This window comes from Paenibacillus sp. J22P143 (genome assembly GCF_059692035.1).
This window is the reverse complement of the sequence record NZ_JCAUAQ010000017.1, coordinates 107,990-120,675: the sequence shown is the minus strand read 5'-3', so window position 1 is coordinate 120,675 and position 12,686 is coordinate 107,990. Positions and strand designations below refer to the sequence as shown.

The 12,686-nt window shown below is 38.4% G+C and carries 10 protein-coding genes; all 10 read left to right on the top strand.

Translation table 11 applies throughout. The features are described 5' to 3' along the window. Positions 1–131 precede the first annotated feature (131 nt). The 10 genes from AC58PQ_RS20705 (at position 132) to AC58PQ_RS20660 (ending at position 12,560) form a co-directional block, all read left to right on the top strand. Entirely contained in the window at positions 132–1,400 is a 1,269-nt protein-coding gene (locus tag AC58PQ_RS20705; RefSeq protein ID WP_497244846.1) for a hypothetical protein, read from the top strand. A gap of 24 nt (positions 1,401–1,424) precedes the next feature. Further along, on the top strand, positions 1,425–2,060 hold the full coding sequence (locus AC58PQ_RS20700) for a DUF4145 domain-containing protein (RefSeq protein ID WP_497244844.1): 636 nt from the start codon (positions 1,425–1,427) through the stop codon (positions 2,058–2,060). Next, positions 2,035–2,565, top strand: coding sequence for a hypothetical protein (locus AC58PQ_RS20695; RefSeq protein ID WP_497244842.1), 531 nt, complete (start codon positions 2,035–2,037; stop codon positions 2,563–2,565). The genes AC58PQ_RS20700 and AC58PQ_RS20695 overlap by 26 nt, the downstream gene beginning before the upstream one ends. Positions 2,566–2,769: 204 nt before the next feature. After that, positions 2,770–3,015 (top strand): hypothetical protein, encoded by a 246-nt coding sequence (locus tag AC58PQ_RS20690; protein WP_497244840.1) that lies wholly within the window; start codon positions 2,770–2,772, stop codon positions 3,013–3,015. A gap of 4 nt (positions 3,016–3,019) precedes the next feature. Beyond that, a complete protein-coding gene (locus AC58PQ_RS20685; RefSeq protein ID WP_497244838.1) occupies positions 3,020–3,784 on the top strand; it encodes a hypothetical protein in 765 nt (254 codons plus the stop codon). A 518-nt stretch (positions 3,785–4,302) separates the two neighbouring features. Beyond that, a complete protein-coding gene (locus AC58PQ_RS20680) occupies positions 4,303–4,584 on the top strand; it encodes a hypothetical protein (protein WP_497244836.1) in 282 nt (93 codons plus the stop codon). A gap of 48 nt (positions 4,585–4,632) precedes the next feature. Next, positions 4,633–5,343, top strand: a complete 711-nt coding sequence (locus AC58PQ_RS20675; protein WP_497244834.1) for a hypothetical protein — start codon at positions 4,633–4,635, stop codon at positions 5,341–5,343. A gap of 703 nt (positions 5,344–6,046) precedes the next feature. Next, positions 6,047–7,228, top strand: coding sequence for a hypothetical protein (locus AC58PQ_RS20670; protein WP_497244832.1), 1,182 nt, complete (start codon positions 6,047–6,049; stop codon positions 7,226–7,228). Positions 7,229–7,315: 87 nt separating this feature from the next. After that, on the top strand, positions 7,316–8,395 hold the full coding sequence (locus AC58PQ_RS20665) for a DUF5677 domain-containing protein (protein ID WP_497244830.1): 1,080 nt from the start codon (positions 7,316–7,318) through the stop codon (positions 8,393–8,395). 427 nt (positions 8,396–8,822) lie between these two features. Beyond that, positions 8,823–12,560 (top strand): hypothetical protein, encoded by a 3,738-nt coding sequence (locus tag AC58PQ_RS20660; RefSeq protein WP_497244828.1) that lies wholly within the window; start codon positions 8,823–8,825, stop codon positions 12,558–12,560. The last annotated feature ends 126 nt before the right edge of the window (positions 12,561–12,686 follow it).

Below are 12,686 nucleotides of genomic sequence, written 5' to 3'. Positions count from 1 at the left end.
ATCTCAGGCAAAGCACTAGAACATTCACGTCTCATTACCCACTGAACATTGTGAATCATTTCACACCTTAACTATATTAAAATAACTGTCTTGACATCTTGTAGCACCATAAACAAGTCGTATCAGAACTTATGAAGGTAATTAAGCCCCAAGGATCAACGCTAATAGAAGCGCGTGATTGTCTAGTTAACTATGGGGTTACGCCGCCTGTTGTTACTGATGATTGGTGGCTAGATGTTTTGGAGTTCATGGGAACGGACTATCATATGGAGCACTGGGGAACATCATTGACACCGTCCGATAGAACGTATTCACGTGGTGAACAGGTCGCATGGGCAGCAATGCAAATGATGTGGCAAGAAAAAGCAAAAGAAACGGGAATTTGTCAAACTGCACATCCAAATAAAGTCCACGAGTTTATCGAGACATCTCCAGGATTAGCCGAGATGTGTCTTGCACAACCTGAATATCTAGCATTATATGTCCCTCAGCTGACAATTAGTGGATTTGAGGGGCAGTTTATAGAATCCATTGAAAATTGGTATAGACGCTCATTAGAAAAGCACACGATGATTACTGAAATAGCAAAAGGATTAACTATCGATGGAGAGGGGGCATTATGTGATGAGGAACTAGTATTACGACATCCTAATTTCGGTAAATATAGGCCTTCTCTCGTTACATGTAATTTTGTACAGGGGCCACTAATGAGTCCTAGTGTACTTTTCTATGAAAGGTTCGATTACTTGATATGGTTGCTTTCATCGAATAGCCAGTGGTTACCTCAGACGATACAGAGGTATTTAATTGAAGGATTTAAGGAATGGAAACAATGGACATGGGAAATCTACTATATTGGAAAAGATAATACAAAGGTATCAGGGGAGTTTTACTACTCGCTCTGCAGCGCGGAATCGTACTCTAAATTCAAACTAAATAAATCATTGATTGTTGAACTAAAGCAGAGGATTCAAAACTCAATTAAATTTCTTGAGCTATCAGACACTGTTGAGGAGCTTTACAAGAAATTTATTGATGGTGACTTTATTAAAGTCTGGTTTCTTAAAAATAAACGAGGTAAGCAGTTATCATTTTCAGAGGCTGCGAGAATAGCAATAGATGATCCTACTACAGTAACTGAAATACGAGCAATGTATAGTAACACAATAACGTATTACCCAGGGCATCATCACCATCGGGTTTTATTGCACAGTAGTGGAAAAGTACAATATCACAGGAAGCTAATCGGTGATAAAGGGCTTGTTGATGAGAAAAATGGGAAGGCAATTGAATTCATTATGGCATCTGAAGTGGATAAGTCTCAACTTATGGAATCCGATAGCTATATTGAACGTGGTATCAATGCAGCTTTACTCAAGCTGAAAGAACTCGCCGAGTAAAGGCTATGAAGGGAATAATCTTAGATGCTCATAGATTGTCCGTATTGTGATGTTACTGTTGATGCTAAAGAACAGGGCCAAGTTAACCGATACGACGAAGGAATACCCGACTATATCACAACTTTATTAGAGTGTCCTCGTTGTGGAGAGCCAATCCTAGCTGGGCAGGAGTTAGTACATCTTTACTTTAACCAAATGGACTGGAGTATTGCTAAGCGTCTGTGGCCTTCTCCACAAATGCACATATCCTCTGGACTTCCATTAATGGTGTCCAACTCTCTTGATGAAGCAGACAAGTGCTACAAGGGTAAGGCATATTTAGCATGTGCCGTAATGTGTGGCAGAGTTATTGAATCAATATGTAAAGATAACCAAACAAAGAGCAAAAGTATTGCAGGTGGATTAAAGGAACTGTTACAAAGGCAAATTATAGATAACAGAATCTTTGAATGGGCTGAAGCTCTAAGGATACACAGAAATATCGGAGCACATGCATCGGATGAAATAATAACTAAAGAAGATGCTAAGGACTTGCTAGACTTTACTATCGCCATATGTGACTATGTGTATCTTCTTGCTCAGAAATTTCAAAGCTTTATGGATCGTAAGAAAACTACTGAAGGGAATGATTCGAATGGAATCACTACAGGTAGACCTTGAATTAGCAAGAGCACATTATTTTAGATCTGGTGAAATCTTTAGCCTGTATGACAAATTTTTTGCGTTGTGGGCTGCTTACAATGTCATGTATGAAGGCATTCGGCATGAGGTTTCTAAACCCACAGAGCGTCTCGTAGCCAAACATTGTGCTAAGAAACTAGAATATGAAGTTTGGTCCAGAATGTTCAAAGATGATAGAATAACTAGTTTGCTCTCAATTACTCCAATATTCAATGAAGCCCACTATCGCAGGGAAGCAAATATGGTGACATGGGAGTTCGAGAACTTAACTAAATGGCTCAGAAAGGCGAAAACAAGCACAGTAGCATTTGACGATAGGATATTAGAATCCTTAGTTGATGTTCTTTACCTAGTAAGATGCAATCTTGTTCATGGGTTTAAGGCACCAGGTGCTCTTAGAGATGAAGAGGTACTTAGTGCAACTGTTCCATTGTTAGAGTGCTTAGTTAGCTCTTTGATTGTTTATTTCGAAGGGCAATCATAATTGAAATATGGCAGATAACCCAAAACTAATTTCTATTCAATTTGCGGACTAAACATCTCGATTATTAGCCTGAAAGGAGTAATATTCATGGACAATAAACAAATACAAGTGACCACTGAGGGAATGGTAATAAGTATTGATGGTGAGAGTGGGATGTTCAATGGCATCGATCTACAAATTGAGGCAATTCGTGCTTAAATTGAAATGATCGATTACAAATTCGCCGAAGAGGTTGATCCTGAAGCAAGACAGAAGGCTACGTTAAGAATCTTGGATGCAGTAGGATCAGCCGTTAAGGTCGGTAAAATGTATGGACAAGAGGCTAGAATGAAGAATATTGAAGCTGTTCAGGAATTTTTATTATGGATTATTGACGAGAAGATTCATGAGCAACCAACTTATGCTTATTTCTTAGATAATGTTATTGAAGACGAGGAGACTGAGGACTAGAACGATGGAATTAGATAAAGACATAGAATCGGTTGTTGATATGAAGGTAAATTTGACAACATCTGTTGAAATCAAAACGAGGACATATTTCTCTATACAACACATTAGTACAGCGGCTTATTTTGCAAGGAAGAGTGGGGAAGTAGAGCGTCAATATGTACCTTCGCAAGATTCATTTCCATCCGACTTACATCACGAGAATAGAAGTTATGTAACTGGAAGCATTTTCTCATCTGTTGCTTCCATGGAAGCGGCAATAAATGAGCTTCTATGTGATGCAGAGGAGCATTCGAAAGGCAATCATCATCGTGAACTCTTTCAGCATTCTCCTCTTGATCTAGTGGAAAATATCGGTGAATGGTGGGCTAAAAAAGAAAACAAGAGAAGGTCGGCATTGCAGAAATATAACACAGTGTTGGAGTTTGCCGATCAGGTAACTTATCAGAAAGGAAACATACTTTTTGATGATGTAGCCGCATTAATAAAGCTTAGGAATGCACTTGTCCATTATCAACCAGAGTGGATTACTACAACATCTGATCATGGGAATGTTACTATCCATGAGTTTGAACGATTACTAGGCTCGAGGTTCCCAGTGTGCAAGCTATTCGAGAAGACAAGAAACGGGTATTACCCAGACAAATGTTTAGGGTATGGTTGTGCAAGTTGGGCAGTTGAATCAAGCATGCGGTTTGTTGAGGACTTCTTCAGGAAGATGGATCTTAGAGTGCCTTTTAATCAAATGCGCGACCAATTACATACAAAATAGATTTGTAGTAAGGCTAACTAAACCAAGATCATCAGAGGATTTCACATTGAATGTGACCTCTGTTTCGTTAAGGAATCAAAAGGCAGTAACGAGGGGGAAAAGAAGAAACATCGTCCTGTTACTGGCAGTAACGGTACAATTATTGACATAGTTACAAGAGTAGAGATGATTCTGACTGTCGGGACTCAAGCAGTTGTTCAGTTCTCAGTTGGGGTGCTTTCGATGTTAAGGATTATTTTGGGATCGAAGCTCACTGATAGTATGTTTGAATTGATCAAGAAGTCTATGTCTCAGAAGTTATCTCTTGATGTAAGAGAGTTTGAAGGAAGTCAGCACTATTTAATTTCTAGTTATAGTCTCTTCCAATGGAAAAAGAGTTACAAGAAACCTAAATAAAATTAACGCATGGTTAACTAAATAATCACACGTATCATATTGCTATGGATAATGCAGAAATTGTTGATGATATTAGAACGATGTACAAACAACGAGTGTTCTACAGGGTTTAGGGGGAAGCGATGTCAATTAGAGATATATCTAGAAAAGGATTTACGTTAGAGGAAAAAAGTAGTGAGTTAACAGATTACTCTCAAGTATCTTTGACCATAGCGTTAAAAGCCTTCTTTTGTACTTATAAGGATATGAGATACAGGCTCTATGATTTAAAGTTAGTGGACTCTTCTGATGATGACGAGCGTTTTCGTTATCGAAGGGCGCACTCTCACGAGTATTGCGAATCATCAGTAGAAGCAATTCTGCACTTTCAACATTTCGCTGAACTTAGCTTGAAAGAAGTATAAAGAAAGACACATCCACTCTTAGCCTTAAACATTGACGTGACTAAGCAAGTGAACTTATTTCACAACTTACTCACTATACCAAATTATTCTCATGACGATGCGGATCTAAATACAATTGAATTCGGACAATCATTAGACAGAGTGCTTAACCTTATTAGAGCTAAGAAATTAGACTTTAGTGTCTATGGGTTCATAAATGATTACGCTGAAATGCTTAGAGAATTGAATTACCTTCGTAATCGTCTTTGGCATAGAGGGGTCTTTATTCTTGAGTATTCGGCATTAGATCAATTCATCGGTAAACATGTCTTTCCGTTTGTAAGGTCAGTAATGTCCCTACCAACTAATGCAATTAAGAAGGGGATAGCTTGGAGATACCGATCACCAGCTTGTGGTATAGATCCAATCGAGGGCATTATGAATTCTTTAAAGAGTAATGTTTACAATGAAGAAATTATGGGGAAAATCGCATTTCTGAAGGAACTAGCCAGAGCAACATTTCAAAATCCTGTCGATCATCAATTAATACCTTGGGAGAGGGAGAGCATGATTAAACGTGCTGTAGCGCAAGCCACTAACCAAGAACCGAGGGAATGCCCAGCTTGTGGATATAATACCCTCGTCATTGATTTGGCTTCGGATGATGTTCCAAACTATCCAGAATCGGTAAATTGCACGCTCTGTACCTTTGAATTAACTAACGATGTAAAATGTAACCCTAAAGATGTGGGGATTAATATTCCTGATTTTTGGCATTAGTGCGTATAACCGTGGTTGCATTGCGTATGGATCAATAGTTTGATGTCATGATGGTGATCCGCGGCGGCGGAAACGATAGCGATTTTGCAATCTTTAATGATTCTTGCATAGCCAAAGGCAAATTGATTATTCTGAGATTCCTGTTGTTGTGGGTATTGGACATACAGATAACAACACGTTCGCATACAAGGCTGCTGACCGTTCTGGACTACGCCTACTAAAGCTGCAAGGTTCATAGTAGATATGCTTGGAGAGCCACAGCAAGGCGCTAAAGAGGTTGAGAAGTATGTTCAGTAAACAAGCCATATAACAATAATCGGAGCAATTGGAAGACGTTTCGTAAGGCGGAAGCTGGTTCAGCGGCAACGCGCTTCGCTTTGTTGTTCCTGTTAATTGCGATTGGAGCTGGATTCATTTTCTATGTTATGCCGCTTGTTTTTTAAGAACATACTTAATAATTTAGGGTGATTCGGTAACCTCTTGATAGAGTTATTTAAAACGGGGATAAGAGATGAAATTGAAGCGTTTTGAAATCATCGCCTAGAAACATCTACCGTTTGGGAAGGAGTCAAGCCAGGTTGAACTGAGAGCTAACGGTTACAATGTGTGGTCAATTTATTATGAATTTGACTATTGAGTAGTGTCTGCGATTGATGCGCTAGTGGGTTCAGTGACAAAAGGTAAAAATGGAGGTATTAGTCGAATGTGGGGGTTCAGTCCAAAGTCAATAGATTGGCATGAGTTTGATTCGATTCGAGTAAAAAGTAGTAACCAAAACTTAAGACCATATGATTCAGGTAAATTTAAACATGAAATTAATTCGGGGACAATACGAGTCACTGCAGTTCAATTTTTTTCAACTATGGCAAGAACTGCTATGCTTAAAAAACCCTCATGGATAGAAGAAAAATTTGAAGTACTTAGCTTTTGGCTTCGGTATTCTCGGCATTTTGAAAATACAAGTGATACAAGATTGCGAGCTGGTTCAGCAAGCTATTACAAGGATGCTGATAGAACTTATTGGGCATCTAGAATTGGTGAGACATATGGATATATTGAAATGAAACGTCGTGGTTATATTTTTATAGATCATATGGGGAATGCACTTAGTAGATTCCCTCTTCGTGTCAATATTACTGGTGGAGCGGATTATTACTGTATTGCTACAAAGAGTTCGAAAGCAATAGCTGAATTTAAGGGACACATTGTTAATCCAAATGCTAAGGGGAATACAACAATTAAGGGACAACTCACAGAAGCTCTTGAACAGTGTGATGTAGTATCAAGAGCATTACCTACAGGACACACAGCCAGTGCCTATGCAGTAGCAACATATTTAAGGGAGTCTAATGATCCATCAAATGAGCCGTCGTTAATCGCTATAGCTGATCCCGATGTAACTGGCGATACATCAGATATTACAGAAGAAGAATTATTTGAATCAGCAATAAGAGGGAATTACGGGACGTGGTTTCAAATGATGGGGCTCAATTTCATTGGCGCGGATATTATAAACTCTAAAAAAATTAATGAATTAGAATATATGAACTTATATTCCATTATGTACATGGATAAAAGATACATGTTTACGAATGAAACATGGTTTGATTATTTATACATGTCAAATCATCCAAGTCTAGGCATTAATATAGTATTTGGTTTACAAGAGAATATTTTCAAAGAATTAATAATTGCTGCAAAAAATGGATCGCCATTATCTAGTCTTGATGCAATAACGAAACTCATGAATCAGGAGACTGCATCTAGTGAGAAAATCGATCAAAATATAGATCCTGATGTGCATGTATTCAACGATGGTGCAATAGCGATAAATCGATTTGACCTGAATAAATATAAAATAATAAAAGAGAAGTGGTTACATTAAGTTATTTTTTGCATTAATGGGCTTGTGACAGTGTAGGCTTTTCCCACATGGATTTCAAAATAATATATGAGTGAAGGGGATAGAGTGATGCACGATTCCTGGTTGCAAGAAATAATAGAAACAATTGTAAAGGACAAGCCTGAGATCCTCCAAAATGAAGAGAAACTTTCAAACTTAATTACAGAAGTTATAACCAATAGCCTGCCCGAATCGTCGACGTTAGTATACAACAGCTTAAAATCTAAATCTGGAGAAATGCTTGAAGAGCATAAGTTACTCCGTCAAGAATTCGAAACACGAATGCAAAGAAGATGGAGTAAGGCTCTTAACCTGTTAGAATCAATCGTTGTAATATCCGCAGAAAGTGGTGATGTGTTCTGCGAGCAGGCGTTTAATGAAGAACATGAGATTAATAGTAGAGAAGTTTCTTCAGTACTAGTTAGCCTTCATGTAAGAGCATGTAGAGTAGCTGGTGAAGTACTCACATTGTTACGAAGTGGTTACGCAGATGGTGCACTTGCAAGATGGAGAACACTTCATGAGTTGACAACAACGGCACTTTTTATTGCAGATCATGGCAATGAGATGGCTATTCGTTATCTCGAATATGAGGACATTGAGCGTTACAACGAAATGATAGAGTATCAAAAAAATTATGAGATGCTTGGTTATGACGCTCTTGAAGATGAAGATGTTCAAGATATTGTATATCGTAAAGAGGAGTTAGTCCAAAAGTATGGTGAAGATTTTAGGAGAGAATACGGATGGGCTGCAGGGGTGCTTCCAAAAGGGAAACGGACATTTAAACATGTTGAAGAGAGTGTAGACTTTGGGCATTGGAGAACTTATTTTAAGTTAGCCAATAATTATGTACATTCAGGTCCGAAGGGAACTCTTAATCCGCTTGGGAATATGAATATTGATAGTCATTTACTTGCAGGAGCGTCTAACTATGGCTTAGCAACCCCTGGACAAAATACAGGTATATCTCTTGTTCAAATAACAACATGTCTACTGACACTTGAGCCAACATATCAAATGTTGATAACAGTGGAAGTACTTCAACGTTTTCTTGATGAGATGTGCAACGAGTTTATTCGTACGACAGAGCAGATTGAAAATGAAGAGAATGAGCTTAGGAAATATAAAGAGGTTTGCGATGAGTAGGAATGAAACTTGGAACAAAAACATTAGTTTAATGCTTCTTTAGTCAATTGCCTCCTATTCATTTATTATGTGTCATTTTGAATGAGCTCAGTTCATCTTGAAGCGGAGTGCGACTGCTGATCATTATGATAACATTCGGAAGTTCACGATAACACCAAAACACAACGAAGTCCGAAAACCAGCAGGATTTCGAATTTATTGATGTATTGTGGATATACGTTATATGTCACACGTGCAACGATGAGGAGTTATTTGATTCTATACGCCTGTCTAAATGACCAATCACTTATAGGCCTCCACATAAATATCGTTATCATTATGTTAAGTTGATACAGGCTGCTATTCTTGCTTAGTGTCGAGTAACAGGCGAGCGGTAGCTAGCTAGGGCTAAGTATTGAGTAAATTTGCGGAAGGGAGTTGCTAGAAATTGTTGAGAATTGTAAATGCTACCGATCTTAATTCTTGGGCAAACACGAGAGTGTCACAACAAGAGATGCCTAAGTTAATACGCATGTTGATTTCGGCAACAACCGACTCAATTCAACGAATAACTTTTCCATCAGGAGATAGTGTTCAATCAGGTGGATTTGATGGAATGTTAGTTACTGCTAGTGGTAATGCCTTCGTTCCACAAGGAGTGTCTATTTGGGAATTTGGAACGGATAGAAATCCAAAAGGCAAGGCGGATAGCGATTATTCAAAGCGCACGGGAAATTCATTAGGCATCGATAAAACCAATACGACTTTTGTTTTCGTTACCCCCAGAAAGTGGGGGAATAAAGAAAGTTGGGAAACTGAAAGGAAAAAGGAAGAGCAATGGGCTGATGTGAGAGCTTATGATGCTGACGATGTCGAACAATGGCTTGAAATGGCGCCAGCAGTTAACATCTGGTTAGGGCATCTAATTGGCAAGAGACCTGAATATTCACAAGACATGGCAACATTTTGGAATGAATGGAGATCAGAAACCAGTCCTGAGTTTAGTGAAAAATTACTTTTGAGTGGTCGAGAAGCAGCAGTTGAACGTCTTCAGAAATGGTTGGATGGTGGTCAAGCATTAACTGTCCAATCTGACACGGTCGAAGAAGCTATTGCTTTTTTTGCTTCATATATCGAGACGTTACCATTGTCTGTCAAGAGTAATCTCCATTCAAGAGTTGTAATAGCAGCTAACTCAGAAGTTTTTCGGACTTTATTAACGAATAATGATCAACTTATTATTATTCCCAGATTTACAGGGGGAGCCGCATCTGGTTTAGCATTACAAAGAGGACATAAAGTTTATTTTCCTATCGATAAAAGTGCGAATCCAACAAATGAGACAGTAGTCCTTCCGTCATATAATACCAGAACTTTAGAATCAGCACTTGTCAATACCAGTATACCTTCAGAACAAGCTCGTGAATGGGCTTTAATGTCAAGGGGGTCATTATCTGTCTTGAGAAGATTTACAGCAGTAATTCCAGAGGCAAATACTCCTTTGTGGGCAAAACCTGAATGGGCTAGAGATTTGATTCCCTTTTTATTGGTTGGTGAATGGGATCACGCAAACGAAGAGGACAGAAAAGTTATTGTTGTTCTTGCTGGTAGGTCCTACGAAGATGCTATTTCTGTTTTTACCCGCTGGGCAAATGAATCTGATGCACCAGTTAGAAAAGTTGGGAATATTTATCAACTAAAATCCAGAGTAGATGCTTGGCAAAATATAAACCAATATCTTGATTTAGATGACATCCTAAAGTTAAGTGAGGTTGTAGATACAGTCTTAAATACAGTCGACCCAAGGTATGAACTTCCGAAGGAAGATCGTCATTTTGCAGCCATTTATAAAAAGGTCCTTCCTCATTCTAGTAAACTAAGAAATGGATTATGTGAAAGTTTAGCCATGCTATCAAATCATAGCAACAATTATTTAAATGATGCTGTGAGAAGGATAGTGTGGAACCTATTTAAAAATGGAGCGCATTGGACTTATTGGGCATCGTTCGGTGGAGCGTTGTCTTACTTGGCAGAAGCAGAACCTGATGCAATATTAACAGGACTAGATAAGTCACTAAGTAACCCCCGTTTTGAAATTGGCGATATCTTCAAGCAAGAAACTAGTTGGGGAGGTTGTGCTCAAAGTGGCATGCTTTGGGCCCTTGAAGTATGTGCATGGAATCCAAGGTATTTAGGTCCAGTTGTGATATTGCTAGCGAGGTTAGATAGGCTCGACGAAGGTGGAAACTATTCAAACAGGCCATTTAACAGTCTAGTAGACATTTTCTTATGTTGGCATCCCCAAACGATGGCAACTGTATCTAAGCGGTTTGAAATAATTGATTCACTCTTTCGATATGATGAAACGGTAGGTTGGAGATTGCTATTAGAGCTTCTACCTTCACAGCACACTAGTACTACAGGGACTCATAAACCCGAATGGAAAGAGTGGGCTAAAGAATATGAGCATGGAATAGCCAACATTGAGTATTATGAAAGTGTCGAAATGGTATGTCAAAGGATAATAACGTATGTTAGTACAACAACATCTAGATGGATTGACGTTATAGATAAGTTGAATGAGATGCTTCCTGAGCATTGTAATAATCTTATTAATATGATTACCTCTATTGAGTTTCAACAACTTGACCGAGATACTAGAATGAAATTGTGGGAAAAGTTGAGAGAAGAGGTATATAGGAATCGTAAATATTCTGATACTGATTGGGCTTTACATTCAGATGTAACAGAGCGCCTATTTGCTATCTATAGTAGCCTTGAACCAGAGTCATTAATCGAAAAATATGGATGGTTGTTTACTTGGCGTCCTGATCATCCAGAGTGTATTGAAGAAGATTTTGACGAAGAACAAGAGTGTGTCGAGCAAAAACAACGTATAGCAATTCAAGAGGTATTGGAACAAAAAGGTGTGAATTACCTAATTGAGTTCTCTAAATTTGTTGAACGTCCATCAATATTGGGTAGTCTAGCTGGGAAGTTTGAGCTTGTTGGCTCTAATATTATAGCAATCTTAACAACCACTTTAGGATGTGATAATAGCAATGTAACAGAGTTTTCTGCTGGTTTAGTTGGCTCATACTTTCAAAAGGTAGGTTGGTTAGGTATAGAAGCGGTTTTAGTTAATACTTTGAAATTATGGAGTAGTAAGCAACATGCAGAGTTCTTTCGATACTTGCCTTTTGCTAAGTCAACGTGGGAGCATCTTTCTAAATATCCAGAGATAGAAGAATTGTATTGGAGGGGATTACCTTCTTGGTTAAGGCCAAATGAAGATGATTACCAAGAAGCAGTTTTTTCATTATTGAAGTATGACCGACCGAGTGCTGCATTTTTTATACTTAGTCATATTCAACGAGCTAAAATGTCCCTACCAATCCAATTAGTTACGGAAGTATTGTTTCAACTAAAGAAAGATATTCCTGAGTCAAATGACTGGAAATCTATTCAAAGCAGTTTTGATTACGATTTCAATCGTCTCATTGAGTATCTTGATGGAGCAGGAATATCTCATGAAGTACTTGAACAGCTCGAATGGATATACTTACCCCTCTACAAATATGGGAGAAAGCCGAAGTATCTTATGCACAAAGTTGCAAGGGAAGCAGAGTTTTTTACTCAGATAATTGAAGCGGCTTTTAGTGATGAATCAGGAGAAGATTTGGTTGAAGAAGAAAAAGAGAATAAAAAGCACTTATCAAGACTTGCTTACGAATTATTGAATGAATGTGTCCTTGTTCCAGGTTCTAATAAAGAAGGAAGTCTAGATGGTGAAATACTAAAGGAATGGATACGTACTGCAAGGAAATTGTGTAGTCACATCAACAGGATTAAGGTAGCCGACTACGAAATCGGTAAGTTATTAGCATACTGCCCTGGCGGGGTGGATGATCATTGGCCGCATGAGGATGTTAGAGAAATAATCGAGGAACTTCAATGCGAAGATTTGGAAGCTGGGTTGAGAACGGAAATATACAATAAACGTGGTACTGTCACGAAATCTATAGGTGAGGGTGGACGCAAAGAAAGGGTACTTGCAGCGCGGTATAAAGTGTACGCTGTAGCTTGTGAAGGAAGATGGATTCGTACAGCTACGATATTGCATCGAATTTCCGAAAATTACGAGGATGAGGCTAAGCGTGAAGATGAGAGAGCCGAGTTAGAATAAGTAAAATTAATTGGAACTCATTAACTTGGTAAAGCTAGTAAATACATTATTATCAGTTAGTATAGGTGCTCAACGGCAAATATCGATATCGATACCTTCAAGACAAACTAGAGTTGTTTGTAAAAA